17 protein-coding genes are annotated in these 19,022 nt (G+C 61.5%); 5 read left to right on the top strand and 12 right to left on the bottom strand.

Annotated elements, in window-relative coordinates:
- Positions 1–30 precede the first annotated feature (30 nt).
- The 5 genes from VGD45_RS04970 to aceE all read right to left on the bottom strand — a co-directional run bounded on the left by VGD45_RS04970 (position 31) and on the right by aceE (position 7,899).
- Positions 31–669 (bottom strand): RNA polymerase sigma factor, encoded by a 639-nt coding sequence (locus tag VGD45_RS04970; protein ID WP_331154162.1) that lies wholly within the window; start codon positions 667–669, stop codon positions 31–33.
- 383 nt (positions 670–1,052) lie between these two features.
- Positions 1,053–1,400 carry an STN domain-containing protein gene (locus tag VGD45_RS04965; RefSeq protein WP_331154161.1) on the bottom strand — a complete coding sequence of 116 codons (348 nt, stop codon included), beginning with the start codon at positions 1,398–1,400 and terminating at the stop codon, positions 1,053–1,055.
- A 214-nt stretch (positions 1,401–1,614) separates the two neighbouring features.
- A complete protein-coding gene (gene lpdA, locus VGD45_RS04960; protein ID WP_349263216.1) occupies positions 1,615–3,483 on the bottom strand; it encodes a dihydrolipoyl dehydrogenase in 1,869 nt (622 codons plus the stop codon).
- Positions 3,480–5,213, bottom strand: a complete 1,734-nt coding sequence (gene aceF / locus VGD45_RS04950) for a dihydrolipoyllysine-residue acetyltransferase (RefSeq protein WP_331154160.1) — start codon at positions 5,211–5,213, stop codon at positions 3,480–3,482. Before aceF ends, lpdA begins: the two co-directional genes overlap by 4 nt.
- A gap of 16 nt (positions 5,214–5,229) precedes the next feature.
- The gene (aceE, locus tag VGD45_RS04945) at positions 5,230–7,899 is read right to left on the bottom strand and encodes a pyruvate dehydrogenase (acetyl-transferring), homodimeric type (RefSeq protein WP_331154159.1); all 2,670 of its coding nucleotides are present in this window, start codon (positions 7,897–7,899) and stop codon (positions 5,230–5,232) included.
- Positions 7,900–8,039: 140 nt separating this feature from the next.
- Here aceE and VGD45_RS04940 point away from each other — a divergent pair, with 140 nt between their 5' ends.
- Positions 8,040–9,497 (top strand): M17 family metallopeptidase, encoded by a 1,458-nt coding sequence (locus VGD45_RS04940; protein ID WP_331154158.1) that lies wholly within the window; start codon positions 8,040–8,042, stop codon positions 9,495–9,497.
- On the opposite strand, the gene VGD45_RS04935 is transcribed toward VGD45_RS04940, so the two are convergent.
- Positions 9,475–9,822 carry a helix-turn-helix domain-containing protein gene (locus VGD45_RS04935; RefSeq protein ID WP_331154157.1) on the bottom strand — a complete coding sequence of 116 codons (348 nt, stop codon included), beginning with the start codon at positions 9,820–9,822 and terminating at the stop codon, positions 9,475–9,477. The two genes, VGD45_RS04940 and VGD45_RS04935, sit on opposite strands and share 23 nt — an antisense overlap.
- Positions 9,823–9,940: 118 nt before the next feature.
- On the opposite strand from VGD45_RS04935, the gene VGD45_RS04930 reads away from it, so the two are divergent.
- Positions 9,941–10,642, top strand: a complete 702-nt coding sequence (locus VGD45_RS04930) for a glutathione S-transferase family protein (protein ID WP_331154156.1) — start codon at positions 9,941–9,943, stop codon at positions 10,640–10,642.
- Between the two features lie 43 nt (positions 10,643–10,685).
- On the opposite strand, the gene VGD45_RS04925 is transcribed toward VGD45_RS04930, so the two are convergent.
- The gene (locus VGD45_RS04925) at positions 10,686–11,108 is read right to left on the bottom strand and encodes a VOC family protein (protein ID WP_331154155.1); all 423 of its coding nucleotides are present in this window, start codon (positions 11,106–11,108) and stop codon (positions 10,686–10,688) included.
- Between the two features lie 126 nt (positions 11,109–11,234).
- On the opposite strand from VGD45_RS04925, the gene VGD45_RS04920 reads away from it, so the two are divergent.
- Positions 11,235–11,903 (top strand): alpha/beta family hydrolase, encoded by a 669-nt coding sequence (locus tag VGD45_RS04920; protein WP_331154154.1) that lies wholly within the window; start codon positions 11,235–11,237, stop codon positions 11,901–11,903.
- Here the strand turns inward: VGD45_RS04920 and rnt are convergent.
- The 4 genes from rnt to VGD45_RS34305 all read right to left on the bottom strand — a co-directional run bounded on the left by rnt (position 11,900) and on the right by VGD45_RS34305 (position 14,251).
- Positions 11,900–12,493: a ribonuclease T gene (rnt, locus tag VGD45_RS04915; RefSeq protein WP_349263220.1), complete on the bottom strand. Its 594-nt coding sequence runs from the start codon at positions 12,491–12,493 to the stop codon at positions 11,900–11,902. The genes VGD45_RS04920 and rnt overlap by 4 nt on opposite strands.
- Positions 12,494–12,531: 38 nt before the next feature.
- Positions 12,532–13,578 carry a dihydroorotase gene (gene pyrC / locus VGD45_RS04910; protein WP_331154152.1) on the bottom strand — a complete coding sequence of 349 codons (1,047 nt, stop codon included), beginning with the start codon at positions 13,576–13,578 and terminating at the stop codon, positions 12,532–12,534.
- Between the two features lie 99 nt (positions 13,579–13,677).
- On the bottom strand, positions 13,678–14,001 hold the full coding sequence (gene grxD / locus VGD45_RS04905; RefSeq protein WP_331154151.1) for a Grx4 family monothiol glutaredoxin: 324 nt from the start codon (positions 13,999–14,001) through the stop codon (positions 13,678–13,680).
- Between the two features lie 58 nt (positions 14,002–14,059).
- Positions 14,060–14,251: a DUF1289 domain-containing protein gene (locus tag VGD45_RS34305; RefSeq protein WP_414717556.1), complete on the bottom strand. Its 192-nt coding sequence runs from the start codon at positions 14,249–14,251 to the stop codon at positions 14,060–14,062.
- 298 nt (positions 14,252–14,549) lie between these two features.
- Here VGD45_RS34305 and VGD45_RS04900 point away from each other — a divergent pair, with 298 nt between their 5' ends.
- On the top strand, positions 14,550–15,008 hold the full coding sequence (locus VGD45_RS04900; RefSeq protein ID WP_414717560.1) for a urate hydroxylase PuuD: 459 nt from the start codon (positions 14,550–14,552) through the stop codon (positions 15,006–15,008).
- A 110-nt stretch (positions 15,009–15,118) separates the two neighbouring features.
- A complete protein-coding gene (gene nadC, locus VGD45_RS04895; RefSeq protein WP_331154149.1) occupies positions 15,119–15,970 on the top strand; it encodes a carboxylating nicotinate-nucleotide diphosphorylase in 852 nt (283 codons plus the stop codon).
- 127 nt (positions 15,971–16,097) lie between these two features.
- Here nadC and VGD45_RS04890 read toward each other — a convergent pair whose 3' ends face one another.
- Positions 16,098–18,788 carry an EAL domain-containing protein gene (locus tag VGD45_RS04890; RefSeq protein ID WP_331154148.1) on the bottom strand — a complete coding sequence of 897 codons (2,691 nt, stop codon included), beginning with the start codon at positions 18,786–18,788 and terminating at the stop codon, positions 16,098–16,100.
- Positions 18,789–19,022 lie beyond the last annotated feature (234 nt).

Genomic DNA, 19,022 nt, shown 5'->3' with positions numbered 1-19,022 from the left:
TTGTCATGAGGGGTCCTCGTGCGGATCCATTCACTTGAGGTCTTCCGGGTCGAGCCGCATGCGCAGCTGACTGTAAGCGCGAGATAGATCCCGCAGCACTACGCGGGGCGACAGCTCGAGGCGCTCGGCGATCTGCTTGTAGGTCAGACCTTCATTCACTCTCAAAAGCAGCACCTGGCGCTGGCGGAACGGCAGCCGGTCGACCTCGTTCTGCACGTTCGCGTCGGTGCGGGTCTTGCATAAGGAGTTTTCGGGTTCCTGGTCGGGCTCGATCAGCAGTTCGTCGAGCCACTCCTGCTCGTGCGGCTTGGAAACACGCGCGCGTTCGCGCCATTCGCTGGCCACGTTACTTGCGATCCGCAACAAGTAACCCAACGGATTCTCGACGGGTGTTTTACCGCTGTAGCGAAGCAGCCTCACGAATACTTCCTGAGCCAGATCGTCGAGCTCGGCGGCGGGGACGGAAGCGCGGCGGGACAGCCAATGCCTCACCGGTTTTCGCCAATCTTTGAACCACTGCGCGATCCGACTATCGTGACGATCGTCAGACCCGCTCTTCTCGTTGACGCCTCCACCCTCCGTTTCGGAGGACGCACGATCCAACTGCGCCTCTACGACAGGCGTACTCGAGAGAGACTTGATATCCCCATAACCCCGGCGATCGATCACGAGCGTTCCTAAAGCAACGGACAGTGCGACCACCCTTGCCCGTGCGCGATGTTTTATCTGCCAGTGCGACGATGCAAGGGGCTACGAAGAGGATGACCGGTGAAGGCGGCGAGGTCACCCCTGATTTTCTCTTATGTGCCCGGTACTTAGTAGTAAACGGCAATATGACGCTCAGGCGGTGGATGAAACATCAGTTGATCTCACATCAATCGCGAAGTGCGTTCGACATGCGCTCCACGAATTGCATTGACGTTCCATCGCCGTGAGCAAGGATCGCGACGCCGAGTTTCGTTACATATAAATGTCGATTACGACAGCGAGCGAATGACAGAAAATATTTTTTGCTGCATCGCGATCTATCGCCGATCACGGCGCGCGGCCGATCAAGATCGATCGTCAACGACTTCCGCTGTCGTCGTCGCCGGCTTCGACATCACCGCGACGGTGTTCGCGTTGACGCGAACGAATGTGAGATGGCTGTCCTGGAGGAGCAGTTGGAGAGCCCGATCGGCGGTGAACTCGCCGCGCAGCGGCCCGACCAGCACGCCGCCCTCGCTGGGCTCGCTTGGGAAGATACCGACGATCTGCAGGTGCGTTTGTTTGGATAATTCGAGCAGTACCCGGACGACCGGCTGACGATCGATTTGCAGCGGGTACCGATCGGCGGCGGGCACCGCCTGCGGAGCAAGCACTCCACTGAACGCCACGGCCAGCACACTCCTCGCGGCCATTGTCATGTCCCTACCTCGCCTTGACTCATACACGACCCGCGAAATGCGATATCGAGGCGGGTCGCAAATAAGGACTGCCCTACGACGGACGGTCAGCCCTGGACGCAGGCGCAAATCGGGTTGAACTTTTTATGACGTCACGGCCTTGACGTCGCAAGAAGGAGTCAGCTGGAGCGGATCGCCGCACGACAGGTGCGCGGCGATCGCTTTGTTCTTATTTCGCGCGGGCCGCGGTTTTCTTCGGCACGTACAGATCAGTCAGCGTGCCTTCGAACGCCTCGGCCGAGAACATCACCGTCTCCGACAAGGTCGGGTGCGGATGGATGGTCATGCCCAGGTCGCCGGCGTCGCTATTCATCTCGATGGCCAGCGCAATCTCGGAAATCAGATCGCCGGCGTTCGGACCGACGATGCCGCCGCCGATCACGCGATGCGTGGTGGGATCGAACAGCACCTTGGTCATACCATCATCTCGTCCGAGCGTGAGCGAACGAGCATTGGCCGACCACGGGAAGCTGCCCTTCTCGAACGCAATGCCTTTGGCCTTGGCTTCGGTTTCAGTCACGCCGACCCACGCGATTTCCGGATCGGTGTACGCAACAGACGGAATCACGCGAGCGTCGAAGTATCGCTTCTCGCCGTGCGCGACTTCCGCCGCGAGCTTGCCTTCATGCGATGCCTTGTGAGCAAGCATGGGCTGGCCGACGACGTCGCCGATGGCGAAGATGTGCGAAACATTCGTGCGCATCTGCTTGTCGACCGGAATGAAGCCGCGCTCGTTGACCACGACACCGGCCGCTTCCGCGCCGATCTTCTTGCCGTTCGGGCTGCGACCGACCGCGACCAGCACCTTGTCGTAGATCTGCGGCTCGATCGCCTGCTCGCCTTCGAAAGTCACGCGAATGCCTTCCTTCAGAGCTTCGAGCTTGGTGACCTTGGTCTTCACCATGATCTTTTCATAGCGCTTGGCGATCCGCTTTTCGAGCGGCCGCACCAGATCGCGATCGCAACCGGGGATCAGTCCATCGGTGAGCTCGACGACGCTCACTTTGACGCCGAGCGCGTCGTACACGCAGGCCATTTCCAGGCCGATGATGCCGCCGCCGATGACGAGCATGCGCTTGGGCAGATCGATCTCGAGCGCGCCGGTCGAATCGATGATGCGCGGATCGTCCGGCAGCCCCGGCAAGCGAACCGACTCGGAGCCGGCTGCGATGATGCAATGTTTGAAAGAGATCTTGCGCGCGCCTTCGCCCGGCGCGTTCTCGCCCTTCGACAACACCGTGGACTGCGGAGTCATGTCGGTGTTGGCGATCTGCATCTCATGCGGCGAGACGAACTTGCCGATGCCGCGAATGACTTCGACCTTGCGCTGTTTGGCGAGGATGCCGAGACCGCCGGTCAACTTGCTGACGACCTTTTCTTTCCAGCCGCGCAGCTTCGCGGTATCGATCTGCGGCTTGCCGAAGGTGACGCCGGCAACTTCCATCTCGTGCGCTTCTTCGATCACCTTGGCGGCGTGAAGCAGCGCCTTGGAAGGAATGCAGCCGACGTTGAGACAGACGCCGCCGAGTTGCGGCCAACGCTCGACCAACGCGACCTTCATGCCGAGATCGGCGGCGCGGAACGCGGCCGTGTAACCACCGGGCCCGGCGCCGAGCACGACCATGTCGAAATCGTAAGGACCGCCCGATGGCTCTGCGCTCGGCGCAGGAGTCAACTTCTCTCGGACCATCGTGTCCGCGGCGGAAGCCTCAGCTTTGACAGCGGTGGCGGCTGCAGCCGCCTTGGTCTCTTTCGGAGCGGCTGTTTCTTTCGGAGCGGCAGGCGCCGGCGACGAAGCTGCGGCGCCCGCGGCTTCGACTTCGAGGATCAGGCTGCCCTTGGAAACACGATCGCCCTTCTTCAACGAGACCGCCTTCACCACGCCAGCTGCCGACGACGGCACATCCATCGTCGCCTTCTCGGTCTCCAAGGTGACCAGCGGTGTTTCCAATTCGACTTTGTCGCCGGGCTTCACCAGCACATCGATGACTTCGACGTCCTTGAAGTCGCCGATATCGGGGACGATAACTTTGGTCACGGAACAGCCTCGATGAGTCCACGAACGTCGGCGAGCTTTTCCGCCAGGAAGGTGGTGAAGCGCACGCCGGCGGCGCCGTCGATCACGCGGTGGTCGTAAGCGAGCGTGAACGGCAACATCAGCCGTGGCACGAACTGACCGTCCTTGAAGACGGGCTTGATGCTCGACTTGGCCACGCCCAGGATCGCCACTTCCGGCGCATTGATGATGGGCGTGAAGCCCACGCCACCGATGCCGCCGAGGCTCGACACAGTGAAGGTCGCGCCCTGCATCTCGGTGACTTTCAGCTTGCCATCGCGGGCCTTCGCAGAAAGCTCAGCGAGCTCGCGAGCGATCTCGTAAACATCTTTCTTGTCCGCGTCCTTGATCACCGGCACGACCAGGCCGCCCGGCGTGTCGGCCGCGAAGCCCAGATTGATGAACTTTTTCAGGATCAGGTTCTTGCCCGAGGACTCCAGCGAGCTGTTGACGTTCGGGAATTCCTGCAACGCCTTCACGCAAGCACGCAGCACGAACGCGAGCGGCGTGAGCTTGATGCCCTGCTTCTCGGCCTGGCCCTTGAGCTTCTTGCGCGTTTCTTCCAGCTCGGTGATATCCGCTTCGTCCATCTGCCAGACGTGCGGAATGTTCAACCAGCTGGCTTGCAGATGCGGACCGGAGATCTTCTGAATCCGGCTGAGCGGCTTGACCTCGATCTCGCCGAACTTGGAGAAGTCGACTTCTGGAATCTTCGGCAGCGCGCCGCCACCGCCAGCAGCAGCCGCTGCGGGCGCGCCCGACGACAGCGCTTGTTTGACGAACGCCTTCACGTCATCCGGCGTGATGCGAGCTTTCGGGCCCGTTCCCTTGATGCGGCCCAGATCGACACCGAGCTCGCGAGCAAACTTACGAACCGACGGGCTCGCATACGCACGCGCAAAGCCGGCCTCATCGATAGGAGGCAAATCTGCGGGAGCCTTCGCCACTGACGGTGCGGGAGCGGGAGCCGGCGCTGCGCTCTTCGCAGGAGTCGGAGCCGCTTTGGCTGCGGCTGGCTCGGCCTTGCTCACCGAAGGCGTGGACACGGGCTCTTCAGGCGCGCCTTTGCTGGCTGCGCCAGCCGCGCCTTCCAGCATGCCGATCAAGCTGCCCTTGGAAACACGATCGCCCTTCTTCAAGGCGAGCGACTTCACGACGCCGGCGGCCGTGGACGGAACATCCATCGTCGCCTTCTCTGTTTCGAGCGTCAGCAGCGGCGTGTCGACTTCGATGCGATCGCCGGGCTTGACCAGCACGTCGATGACTTCCACATCTTTGAAGTCGCCGAGATCGGGAACGCGAACTTCGCCGCCACCGGTGGCAGCGCCACTCGAAGCAGGCTTGCTGGGCGCAGCGGCCGGCGCGCTCGCCGTGCCGGCATTGCGCTCCGACTGCTCTTTACTGAGCGAAGAGCTCGACACCGGCTCTTCCGGGGCGCCACTCTTCTTGCCGACGGCGGCGGGAGCGGCGACACCGCTCTTGGCTTCGAGCTGTCCGATCACGCTGCCTTTGGAAACGCGATCGCCCTTCTTCACGGCGAGCGCGGTGATCACACCGGCGTCCGTGGACGGCACGTCCATGGTCGCCTTTTCGGTTTCCAGCGTGAGCAGCGGCGTATCGATGTCGATCTGATCGCCAGGCTTGACCAGCACGTCGATGACTTCGACGTCCTTGAAGTCACCCAGGTCCGGGACTTTGATATCTGTAGGCATGCTTCAATGACCCGGCTTATTGCGTGACCGGATTCGGCTTGTCCGGATCGATGTTGAACTTCTTGATCGCGCCCTTGACGGTCGCCATGTCGAGCTTGCCTTCATCGGCCAGCGCGCGCAGCGAAGCCACCACGATGTGGGGTGCGTCCACTTCGAAATGCCGGCGCAGCTCGGCGCGCGAGTCGCTGCGGCCGTAACCGTCGGTGCCGAGCACGACGAAACGTCCGGGGACCCACTGACGGATCTGATCGGCCACGATGCGCATGTTGTCGGTCGCCGCGATGAACGGGCCGGTGCGATCGCCGAACACCTGGCGCAGATACGGCACCTTCTGTGGCGCATCCGGATGCAGCATGTTGGTGCGCTCGATATCGAGTGCTTCACGACGCGCCTCGGAGAAGCTGGTCGCGCTGAACACGTCGGCGGGCACGCCGTAATCCTTCTCGAGAATCTCGGCGGCCTTGAGTACTTCGCGCAGGATCGTGCCCGAACCCATCAGATTGACGCGCACCTTGCCCTTGCCGCCGGCCTGCAGCAGGTACATGCCTTTGAGGATGCCCTGCTCCGCGCCCTTCGGCATGGCCGGGTGCTCGTAGTTCTCGTTCATCACCGAGAGGTAATAGAAGACATCTTCCTGCTCGGCGAACATGCGGCGCATGCCGTCCTGGATGATGACCGCGAGCTCGTACGCGAACGTCGGATCGTAGGCGATGCAGTTCGGGATCGTGCTGGCCGCCAGATGGCTGTGGCCGTCCTGGTGCTGCAGGCCTTCGCCCGCGAGCGTCGTGCGGCCCGAAGTGCCGCCGAGCAGGAAGCCGCGAGCCTGGCTGTCGCCCGCCGCCCAGATGAAATCGCCAACGCGCTGGAATCCGAACATGGAGTAATAGATGTAGAACGGGATCATGTTGACCCCATGGTTGGCATACGCGGTACCCGCCGCGATGAACGAGGCGAGCGCGCCGCCTTCGTTGATGCCTTCCTCGAGAATCTGTCCCTTCTTGTCTTCCTTGTAGAACATCAGCTGGTCCGCATCCTGCGGCGTGTACAGCTGACCCGCCGAGGAATAGATGCCGACCTGACGGAACATGCCTTCCATGCCGAAGGTGCGGGCTTCGTCGGGAACGATCGGCACGATGTTCTTACCGATGTTCTTGTCCTTCACCAGCATCTGCAGGATGCGCACGAACGCCATCGTGGTGGAGAACTCGCGATCGCCCGAGGACTGCAGCAGCGAGTCGAAGGCTTCGAGCGGCGGCACGACCAGCGAGGGCGCATTCGCGCGACGCTGCGGCAGTGAGCCGCCGAGGCGCTCGCGCTTCTCGCGCAGATATTTCATCTCTTCGCTGTCTTCCGGCAGGCGCTGGAACGGCGACTTCGCGAGTTGCTCTTCCGGAATGTTGATGTGGACGCGCTTGCGGAATTCCTTCAGCGCCTCGTCGTCCAGCTTCTTCTGCTGGTGGGTGATGTTCTGGCTCTCACCCCACTTGCCCATCATGAAGCCCTTGACCGTCTTGCACAGGATGACGGTGGGCGCGCCCTTGTGATTCACGGCCGCGTTGTAGGCGTTCCAGACTTTCTTGTAGTCGTGGCCGCCCCGGTTCAAGCGCCAGATGTCGTCGTCGGACATGTTGGCGACCATTTCCTTCAGCTCGGGATACTTGCCGAAGAAATTCTCGCGCGTGTACGCGCCGCCCTTGGCCTTGAAATTCTGGTACTCGCCGTCGACGCACTCTTCCATCACACGGCGCAGCAGGCCGTTGGTGTCCTTCGCCAGCAGCGGATCCCAGCGCGAGCCCCAGATGACCTTGATGACGTTCCAGCCCGCGCCGAGGAAAGCGGCTTCGAGCTCTTGAATGATCTTGCCGTTGCCGCGCACCGGACCGTCGAGGCGCTGCAGATTACAGTTGATGACGAACACCAGGTTGTCGAGCTTCTCGCGCACCGGCATGGTGATCGCGCCCATCGATTCGGGCTCGTCCATTTCGCCGTCGCCGAGGAACGCCCACACCTTGCGGTCGGTCTCCGGCACGATGCCACGATGCTCGAGGTAGCGCTGAAAGCGCGCCTGATAGATGGCCATCATCGGGCCGAGGCCCATGGACACGGTCGGGAACTGCCAGAAGTCCGGCATCAGCCACGGATGCGGGTAGGAGCTCAAACCTTTCTCGGGGCTCGCCACTTCCTGGCGGAAGTAACGCAGGTTCTCTTCGGTCAAACGACCTTCGAGATACGCACGCGCGTAGATGCCCGGCGCGACGTGACCCTGAATGTAGATCATGTCGCCGGGATGCTTTTCCGACGGCGCGCGCCAGAAGTGGTTGAAGCCCACTTCGTACATGGTCGCCGACGAGGCATAGCTTGCGATGTGTCCGCCGTACTCGGAGCTCTGGCGATTGGTGTGCACCACCATGGCCAGCGCGTTCCAGCGGATGAACGCCTCGATACGCCGCTCGATGCTGCGATCGCCTGGGTATTCCTGCTCCTGCCCAGGTGAAATTGTATTTACATAGGCCGTATTGGGCTTGAACGGCAGGTAGCCGCCGCTGCGGCGGGTGAAGTCGATCAGCCGTTCGAGCAGAAAGTGAGCCCGGCCGGCGCCTTGCGCCTTGATCACCGAGTCGATCGATTCAAGCCATTCCCGGGTTTCTTCGGGATCGAGATCATCAAACCTGGAGGGTTCGGACATGTCGGGTGTGCTGCAAAAGGAGGCCGCGTATCATCGGAGTTTGAGATTTTTCGGTCAAGGAACCTGCTGTGGTGGAATTGCTTCCCGCAGAGCGCGACATACGCATTTTTCAGGGGCGCGCCGCGTTGAGCGAAAGCTCAATGAAAAAACACGATGCCTCCATCGTCATTTGCGATCACCCGCAGGCCGAAGGCCGGCTCGCCAAACTCCCGTTTGGCGCGATCTGGCAGCGGCTGTATCGCGAAGCCAAGGCGCGAGGACCTGTATCTATCCTCAGTGCCCGAGTCACTGCCGACGCACTACCGATGGTGGTGGCGCTTGCAAAAGCTTCAAGCTCGGCGTTCGAGCGGCTTTCCCTTGCCGCGCGCATCTGGAAAGAGCTGTCGCCCGCGCCCGGCGCAAAAGTGCTGGTATCCACTCAAGGGCTCGAAGAAACGCACAGCGCCGCGATGCTGGAGGCGTTGACGGCCGCCGCTCTGGCAGCGACTGCGCCCATGCCCGTCATCAAATCGAAGCCTGCCAAGCTTCCTGAGCCGCCTCAGCTGACTTTGAACGGCGACGGTCCGGATATCGATTCGGAGCTGTCGATTGCGATCGATCGCGGCAATCACCTCGCGCGCTGGCTCACGACTCTGCCGCCCAACGTGCTGCACACGGCGAGTTACCGAAAAGCGTTGCGTGACCTCGCGAAACGCGAAGGCTGGGCCTTCTCCTTTCTAGACGAGCGTGCCTTGAAGCGCTTGAACGCGGGTGCTTTTCTCGCCGTCACACGCGCGAACGAGCATCGCGATGCCGGCATCGTGCGGCTTCGCTATCGCGCGGGCGGTTCGGATCGCAAAAAGCTGGCCCTAGTCGGCAAGGGCATTTGTTTCGATACCGGCGGCATCAATCTGAAGCCGCACAAGAGCATGTATCAGATGCACGAGGACATGCAGGGCAGCGCCGTCGCCGTCGGCACGCTGCTCGCGCTGACTCGATTGAAAGTGCCCTATGACATCGATTGCTGGCTCGCCATCACGGAAAATCAGATCGGCCCGAACGCGTTTCGTCCCCAGGAAGTCGTGCGCGCTGCCAACGGCGTCACAATTCAGGTAGCACACAGTGACGCGGAAGGTCGCATGGTGCTAGCCGATACGCTCGCGATCGCGTCTCGCGAGAAGCCGGATCTGATCGTCGACTTCGCGACGCTCACTGGCTCGTGCGTCACTGCGCTCACTGAACGCTACGCCGGCGCGTTCACCAATCGGCCGGAGTTTCATTCGGCCATCGAGACGGCGGGCCGCGAGAGCGGTGAGCGCGTGTGGCCCTTCCCCATGGATGAGGACTTCGACAGCGATCTTGAATCCTCCATCGCCGACATTCTCCACTGCACGCCGGATAGCAAGGGCGATCACATCCTGGCCGCGCGGTTCCTGAACCGGTTCGTGCCTGCAGAGATTCCGTGGATCCATTTGGATTTGGCCACCAGCAATCGGAGCGGTGGCCTTGCGCACGTGCCCACCGATTTCACGGGGTTCGGCGTGAGGTACATGGCGCAGTTGCTATTAGAGCAGGATTTATTGGGCGCCGGTCGGGTCAAGCGTTCGCGCAAGGAGTGAGCTCCTCGTCACGCGCACGCTGGAGATCTTCATACCAGTCGCCGAGGGCATTGATCAGCGGCACCAGCTTGCGGCCGCCTTCGGTCAGCTCGTATTCGACGTGCGCGATCTTTCCAGGAATTACGGTGCGCGTGATCACGCCCGCAGATTCGAGCGCCCGTAACTCATGGGTCAGGATGCGATGTGAAATCTTCGGATTATCACGGCGCAGCTGCGCGAAGCGCTTCTTGCCGTCGATCAAGTAATACACGAGCAGCGTGCGCCAGCGCCCACTCAACAAGCGCATCGCGTCTTCGATGGGGCAACCGGAAATCGTGGTCTTCATGACAGTAAGGGCAGTAACAAAAATGTTCCCACTCGGGGCAGTCACATAATTGTTCGTAATTTACAGCCCGGACGTGCTCAATAACATAGGGCTCCCCTTACATCAGACCGGAGCCATCATGGAACCCGTATTGCTTTATGGCGTCCCGCAGGGATGCTCGTTCGGATCGATCGTCGCGCTGGAATGGCTGGGCGAGCCTTACCGGCTCTGCCGGATCAACATGCTGAAGGACATGGAGTCGGACCTGTATGCCCGCATCAACCCAGTTCGCGAAACACCCGTCTTGCTGCTCGAAGACGGCACTGTGCTCACACAAAGCGCCGCGATTCTGCAGAACATCGCCACGCGCGGCATCAGCCGTGGCCTCGGCTTCGCTCAAGGCACGCGCGAATTCGATCTTCTCAACCAGCGCATCGCTTTGTTGACCACCAAGTACTTCTCGGCGTTCGGACCGCTGTGGCACGCGTACAAGATGCCGGGGGACGGACCGGTGCAAAGCATGCTCCGCGACGTAGGCCGCCAATCCGTTGCCAAAGCGCATGCGCAGCTCGAAGCAATGCTTGCTCACGGTGATTGGATCGCGGGCTCGAAAAGAACACTGGCGGATGCGTACTTCATCGGGCTCGCACGCTGGGCAAAATACCATCGCATCGAAGAACCAGGCGCCTATCCCAGATTGCAGCGACTGATCGAGCGACTCGAAGCGGATCCTGCCGTGATCTTCGCCCACGCCATCGAGGATGAGCGTCCCGCAATCAGCAGCGGCGGCTTTCGCGGGCACATCTCGCTGGAGGAGTTGCACCCGCGATTGGCAGCGTGACGTTTCTGCAGAAACGTCATCTGTTAAATTCGAAAAAAACGATCTATTTCGGCGGCAGCATCTGCGGGTTCCATGCGACCTCCCAAAGATGCTGATCCGGATCCTGGAAATAGCCGGCGTAGCCGCCGTAGAACGTGTCATGCGCGGCTTTGACGATGGTTGCGCCGGCGTTCCTTGCCTGATCCATCACTGCGTCGACTTCGGCTTTCGATCTCACATTGTGAGCAAGGCAAAAATCAGTCGCGCTGGGCGCTGCTACCGTCAAGCCGCTATCGTGAGCGAGGCTCTTGCGTGGCCACAACGCGAGACGCAGTCCGCCTTCGAGCTGAAAGAACGCGACCGCGCCGTGTTCGAATTCTTTGCCAACGATACCGTCGGTCGGCAGGCCGAGCCCATCTCGATAGAACTGGAGGGCGCGTTCGAGATCGTCTACACCGAGGGTAATCAGCGTGATGCGAGGTTTCATCGTTCCTCCTCCAAGTTCGTCCTGCTGAACCCACGAAGCATAGAAGCAAAAACCGTCCGCGGCTGTCAGCTTTAACCGCTCCCGCATCAAGTTGGCGAGTGGGTTCAAAGCCGCCATACTCACCTGATGAAGCCTGCTCCTCTCAGCATCGAAGTCAAACCGAACATCCGCGTGTCGGCACTGCTGCAGATGCCGGCATCTGCAAAGTCATGCTTCATCTTCGGGCATGGAGCCGGCGCGGGCATGAACCATTCCTTCATGGCCGACCTTGCGAACGCGCTGGAATCCCGAGCCATCGGCACACTCCGATATCAGTTTCCGTATATGGAGAACGGCTCGAAGCGCCCCGATCCGCCGGCGCTTTGTCATGCGACAGTGCGAGCGGCCGTGGAAGAAGCGCATAAGCAGGCGCCCGGTGTCGCGCTGATTGCTGGTGGCAAATCGTTCGGCGGCCGAATGACCTCGCAAGCTCAGGCCGCTAAATCGCTACCCGACGTGCGCGGGCTCGCGTTCGTGGGATTTCCGTTGCATCCGGCCAAGAAGCCGTCGGTCGAGCGGGCTGCGCATCTGGCGGAGGTAAACATTCCCATGCTGTTTCTGCAGGGAACGCGAGATGACCTGGCGGACCTGACGCTGCTCGAACCGATCGTGGACAAGCTGGGCACACGCGCGACGCTGAAGCGCATCGAGGGCGCGGACCATTCGTTCCACGTGCTTGCCCGATCAGGGCGCAACGATCGTGAGGTGATGGAAGAGCTCGCGGACACGATCGCGAGCTGGGCGGCGAAGCTTTAGCCCACCGCCGCCTTCATCGTGTTACAGATCTTGCAGAACAACTCTGCCGTCTTCTGCGCATCGTACGCAGCGGAGTGCGCCGCGCCCGAATCCCACTCAATGCCCGCTGCCTGCAGCGCCTTCCCCAGCACCGTCTGCCCATAAGCCACGCCAGCGAGCGTGGCAGTATCAAAGCTGGAGAACGGATGAAACGGATTCCGCTTGATATCCGTGCGCGCAATGGCGGCATTGATGAAGTTCAGATCGAAATAAGCGTTGTGCCCGACGAGAATTGCACGCGTGCAATCGTTGTCTTTCATCGCACGCCGGATCTCTTTGAACAGCCGAGTCAGCGCTTCCTTCTCCGGAATCGCCGGCCGAAGCGGATGAAACGGATCGATGCCCGTCACCGCGAGTGACGCAGGTTCGAGATTCGCGCCCGGGAAAGGTTGAACGTGATACCGCCAGCTCTCCCCCGGCAGCAACGTCCCATCGCCCTGAATCTCGAGCAGCACCGCCGCGATTTCCAGCAGCGCATCGGTGTTCGGATTGAACCCGCCGCACTCCACGTCGATGACCACAGGCAGGAAGCCGCGAAAGCGGCGAGCCATGGGCAGCTTGCCTTCGACTTCTACACTCGCTGCTTCACTCAAGACGGAGTTTCCTCGGACAGCTGCCAGGCGATGCTCTCGCCGGCGCGGAAGGGCGTGAGCTCATCGTTACCGAAACGATACAGGGCGGGCGGCGTCCACGCGGTTCGGTTCAAAGTAATTTTGGTTGTATTTCGCGGCAGGCGGTAGAAGTCAGGACCGCGCTCCGAAGCGAACGCCTGCAGCCGATCCAGGCGGCCGACTGTTTCGAAAGCTTCCGCATACAGCTCGATAGCAGCGTGCGCCGAGAACACACCGGCGCAACCACAAGCGTTCTCCTTGGTATGCCGCGCATGGGGCGCACTGTCCGTGCCCAAGAAGAATCGAGCATCGTCGCTGGTAGCCGCATCGACCAGCGCCTGACGATCGTGCTCGCGCTTGAGGACGGGCAGGCAATAGTTGTGAGGACGAATGCCGCCTTGGAAGATCGCGTTCCGGTTCAACAGCAGGTGTTGCGGCGTGATCGTCGCGCCAACGCCGGCGCGAGCGCTCTTCACGAACTGGACGCCTTCGCGAGTGGTCACATGTTCGAACACCACGCGCAGCTTCGGAAACTTCTCGACGATGCGCGACATGATGCGATCGATGAAAACCTTCTCGCGATCGAAGACGTCCACCGAATGCTCCGTCACCTCACCGTGCACTTGAAAGACCAGATCCGCTTCCTGCATGGCCTCGAGCACCGGGAAGATTTTCTCGATGGCGGTCACGCCGGCATCGGAGTTGGTGGTCGCGCCCGACGGATACAGTTTCGCGCCGACGATGAAGCCGCTCGCTTTCGCGGCGTGGATCTCCTGAGGAGACGTCGTATCGGTGAGATACAACGTCATCAACGGCTCGAATCGCAGCCCCGCCGGCACGGCCTGCAGGATGCGCTCACGATAAGAAGCCGCGGCAGCGACAGTCGTCACCGGTGGCTTGAGATTGGGCATGATGACCGCGCGAGCGAACTGCCGGGCGGTGAAAGGAACGACGCTCGCCAGATGGGCGCCGTCTCGCACGTGCAAGTGCCAGTCGTCGGGACGAAGCAGAGTCAGCTGAGTCATGCGAACAGTCTACGGGACGGCGACGCAGAAGGCTCGTCCCGACGCACCCTCTCCCGCCGTGGGAGAGGGTGAAGCAAAGGCCGGGGAAGCTAAGACGAATCAGCCAGCCGCGCGAGCTGCCTCGCCGATCAGCTTCTGCAGCTCACCGGTCTTGTACATCTCGATGATGATGTCGGAGCCACCGATAAGCTCGCCGTTGACGTACAGCTGAGGATACGTCGGCCAGTTGGAGTACTGCTTCAGCGCCTCGCGCAGCTCCGGATCCTCGAAAATGTTGACGTGCTGGAACTCTGCGCCGACGGCGCCGAGCGCGCGCACTGCCGCCGCCGAGAATCCGCACTGGGGAAAGTCGGGCGTGCCCTTCATGTACAGCACGACCGGGCTGGAGGACAGCTGCGACTTGATGCGTTCGATGACGTCCATCGGAAACCTCGAAAGTGAAAGCTCAAACTGTTCAAGATGCGGCTACACGCCGCAATGTTCAAGACGCGGCTTCGCGCCGCTGCCGCGCCCGGTCCACGACCAGGCGCTGCTGCTCCTCCGTCAGACGCGACCATTGCGTGATTTCGTCAATAGTGCGGCCGCAGCCGACACAGACGTTCCGTGCATCGAGCACGCAGACCTTGATACAGGGCGACGCAACGGGCGGACGTAAGTGTGGTGGGAACGTCATGACGGACGGGGCTGACAATTGAATTATGGGGATGCCTACCCTATTCTTCAAACGCTTTTTGCTGACATAAGCCGTAGTCCGGGTACTGCACGGAAGCCCTGGGGCGGCGAGAAAGAACAACGGTTTAGCGAGGAGTACGGTCATGCATCCACTGACTACGGTGCGCGGAGCCATCATTTCCGCCTTCGTGCTCGCCATTGTGCTGTCCGTCATCATCACCGCCACGGTGGTCGGATCGGACGGGATCGGCTTCCACCATGCCCAGCTGGACCGCTGGCTGCATATCGTCTCGGGCGTGATGTGGATCGGCCTGCTGTACTACTTCAATGTCGTTCAGGTGCCCGCCCTGGCGGACGCTACGGCCGATAAAGGCGGCCCGGGTGGCGGGGGCATCACGAAATATGTCGCCCCCAGAGCCCTTTGGTGGTTTCGCTGGGCGGCGGTGCTGACCTGGCTCACGGGCGCGTATTTCCTGCTGTTCGGCTATGGGACGCCCGATGCCCTCGGCAAGGCGTTCATGCTGCAAGAGGGCTTCGTCACCATCGGCGTCGGCGCCTGGCTGGGCACCATCATGCTGTTGAACGTCTGGGGCCTGATCTGGCCGAACCAGAAAAAAGTGCTCGGCATCAAACCCGCCACCGACGAGGAAAAGGCCAAGGCCCGCAAAGTGGCGCTATACGCGTCACGGGTGAACTTCATCCTGTCCGTGCCCATGCTGATGTGCATGGGTGGTCAGAGCCACGGCCTGCCGTTCTAACCGACTTTTCGGCTCGCAACACCTGTGGAACCCGGCTCCGGCCGGGTTCTGCCGTTTTGGCGTCCGGGCAATCCAGCGTATCTTTCGCATCTCGCGTTCGAGGACGAATCATGTCGATTGCCCTGCCCAGTTCCGAGTACATCACCCGTTCCGTGGCTACTGCGTTGGAAGAGGACGTCGCGACCGGCGATCTCACGGCGCAACTGATTCCCGCGGATCGGACCTCGAAGGCCACAGTCATCACGCGCGAGGACGCGACGCTGTGCGGGCGCGCCTGGTTCGACGAGGTGTTTCGTCAGATCGACACCCGAGTGCAGATCGTTTGGAAAGCGCAGGACGGCGATCGTGTTCGCGCCAATCAGCTGCTGTGCGAGCTCACCGGCCCATCGAGGTCTCTGCTGACCGGTGAACGCTCGGCGCTGAACTTTCTGCAGTTGCTGTCGGGAACGGCGACGGAGACCAGCCGTTATGCCGAAGCTCTGAAGGGCACGAGCTGCCGTGTGCTCGACACGCGTAAAACAATTCCTGGCCTGCGACTCGCGCAGAAGTATGCCGTGCGTTGTGGCGGCGGCACGAATCACCGCATCGGGTTATTCGACGCCATCCTGGTCAAGGAAAATCACATCGCCGCAGCCGGGTCGATTGCGGCTGCGGTGGCGGAGGCTCGGCTCGTCAACAGCAAGGTGATGCTGGAAGTCGAGGTGGAGAATCTAGACGAGTTGCAGCAGGCGCTCGCGGCCAAGGTGGATCGCATCCTGCTGGATAACTTTTCCAACGACGACATGAAGACCGCGGTGAGCATCACCCGATCGCATCAGAACAAAGGGATCGAGCTCGAGGCGTCAGGAAATATGTCGCTGGAGACGCTGCGTGAGGTGGCCGAGACGGGTGTCGATTTCATTTCTGTCGGCGGGCTCACGAAGCACGTGAGGGCGTTGGATTTGTCGATGCGCTTCGCGTAGTCGACCGGAAGACCCACCCCCTGCCCCCTCCCGTGCACGGGAGGGGAAAACTATTTTTTATTTTTGGCCTGCGGCCGGCAACAAGAGAGAAATAGCGCGTTCGGACAGCGAAGGCGAGGCCGGCTCGTCAGAACGCTTCGTTGCCCGAGGCGAGCTTCATCACTCGTTGCGGCGTCGCTATGCCGTAGCCCTGGGCATAGTCCACGCCCAGGCTGCGTAGCATCTCGATGATCTCCACGTTCTCGGCGAACTCGGCGATGGTCTGCTTGCCGGTGAGGTGACCGATTTCGTTGATCGAGCGCACCATCTCGCGGTCGATCGGATCGTGCAGGATTTCTTTGACGAAGCTGCCGTCGATCTTCAGGAAGTCCACCGGGAAGTGCTTCAGGTAACCGAACGAGGACAGGCCGGTGCCGAAGTCGTCGAGCGCGAAGCGGCAGCCCAGCTCCTTCAGCGCATGGATGAACCGGTTCGCCTGCGAGAAGCTCGCGATGGCGGCGGTCTCGGTGATCTCGAAACAGATTTTGGAAGCGTCGATGCCGCTGCGATGGAAATGATCGATCACGAACGGCAGGAATTTGTCGTCGCCCAGGCTCTGGCCGGACAAGTTGATGGAGCACAGCTCGAGCTTCTCCCGCTCGTCCGCCTCGGACACGAGCCAGCGCAGCGCGTGCTCGATCATCCAGCGATCGATGTTCGGCGTCAGGCCGTAGCGCTCGGCCGCGACGATGAACTGATCCGGCGCGACGATCTTGCCCGCCTCATCGCGGATGCGTAGCAGCAGCTCGTAATGCAGGCCGTGGGCGGCGTCCTTGTGCTGCAGCGGCTGAATGACCTGGCGGAAGATCTCAAACCGATTGTCTTCCAGCGCGTTGTTGATGCGTGCGGCCCACTGCATCTCGCGCCGACGGCGCATCAGGTCGATGTCGTTTTCCTGGAAGCTGTAGATGCGATTGCGGCCGCTTTCCTTGGCGGCGGCGCAAGCACTGTCCGCGGCCGAGATCAGCGAAGCCACATCCTCGTTCTCAGGTGACAACGGCACCACGCCGATGCTCGCGCCGAGACGGAACGTGCGCTCTTCCCACACGAACTTGTAGTTGCGGATCGCTTCGCGAAGCATTTCGGCGTTGCGCACAGCTTCTTCGAGCGAGCAGCTCTCGAGCAGCACGCCGAACTCATCGCCGCCCAGACGTGACACGGTATCGCGCCAGCGAATCTTCGACTTGAGCAACGCGCCGACCTGACCGAGCAGCGCATCGCCCGCGCTGTGACCGCAGTTGTCGTTGATGATCTTGAATTGATCGAGATCGATGTGACAAAGCGCGTACGACGCCTCGCGCGCCTTCGCGCTCTTCAACGCCCGCTCCAGTCGCGACTCGAATTCGCGGCGGTTGACGAGGCCCGTGAGAATATCGTGGCTCGCGTGATACGAAAGCTTGCGATTCAGCTCGCGGCTCTCGCTCACGTCATGGAACACCAGCACGCCTCCGGACACATTGCCCGCGCCATCGCGAATCGGCGAGGCGCAGCTCTCGATGTAGAGCTCGTTGCCATCGCGGCGGATCAGCAGCGTCGGGCGCACAGACTTGATGGCGCGCGTGCGACGAATCGCAACCGCCAGCGGATTCTCCAACGGCTCGCACGTTTCTTCGTGGAAGCTGCGGAAGATCTCGTCGATCACACGGCCTTGCGCGTGCTCCAGCCGCCACCCCGTCAGCTGCTCGGCGACCGGATTGAGATATTCGATGCGGCACTTCGAATCGGTGGTGATCACGCCGTCGCCGATGGACTGCAGCGTGATCTGCGCGCTCTCCTTCTCTTTGAACAGCGCTTCTTCGTACAGCTTGCGCTCGGTGACATCGAGATCGACGCCGACGATGCGACGTGCGCGCCCATGCTCATCGACGCGCGCCTTGGCCCGGCTCTCGACCCACAGCCACACGCCATCGCGGTGACGCAGGCGATGCACGCTCTCGAACAACGGTTCCTTGCCAGAGAGGTGATCGCGCAGCGCCGTGCTGACGCGAACCGTGTCATCGGGATGTAACAATTGTTGCCAGTCGGTCAGCGGCTCGGCGTCTTCGTCGCTGTATCCGAGCATGGCTTTCCAGCGCGGGGAGAACCAGGTTCTCTGGCTGTCGACTTCGAAGTCCCACAAACCGTCGTTCGCGCCGTGCAGCGCCAGCTCGTTGCGCTCTTCGAGCTGATGAAAATGTTTTTGGTAGCGCAACCTTTCCACGCCGCTCGAATAACTCGAACCGAGCAGCTTGAGCATCAAGTGCAGGTTGGCGTCCCACGAGTCGCGCGGCAGGGTCGAGCACAGCGCGATGAAGGCCTGAACGCGCCCCTGAATGGCCACGCCCACCACCAGCGCGGCGCCGATGTGCAAGGACGCGAATCGGACGCCTTCGGCGGTCAGCTCACGGCGCGGATGCGCGGTGTCGCGGATCTCGACGATACGCAGATGACCGAGCTTGCTACGAAGATACGGCAAGCGCTCGAGCGGCTCGCCATGAAATACGATCGGGTTGAAGGTGGCGAACAGGCCGCTGGCCGCGACCACGTGCTCGATGCTCTTGTGCGCTTCATCGAAAGTCGCGATGACGATGGCGTCGAGCCCGGCCGCTTCGCGCAGCGCCTCCAGATTATGTTTGAGCAGCGGATCGTCGCGCTCGCTGGTCAGATTCTGGAAATCGATGGAGGCCTTGGTGAGCAACACGTCCAGGCCCGCGTTGGACTTGCGGCGCGGACGCGCCGTGAACAAGGTGTCACCGCTCGGCGCGCTCAGCGTCGCATGTTCTGTCGGGTTGCTTGCCACTTGCGGGACGCGTCAGTGAGCGGTTGTCGCCGAGCCGCGCGCATGCGGACTCAACGAAGGGCAGCGATCCTTGTCCGCTGCGCCTGAATTGTTCTTGCAGTTCTTATCGCGGAGCCGGGAATCCTTGCGAATCCCGGGCGCCGCTGACTGGTTCGCCAAAATGGCTGAGACAGTCATTCAGGGCACCCTCCCGAATCGAAACTCTCACGCCTGCCCTGCTTGACTGGTCGAGAC

It is taken from the genome of Steroidobacter sp. (genome assembly GCF_036402275.1).
Taxonomy (GTDB): domain Bacteria; phylum Pseudomonadota; class Gammaproteobacteria; order Steroidobacterales; family Steroidobacteraceae; genus Steroidobacter.
This window is presented reverse-complemented; position numbering and strand designations above follow the sequence as displayed.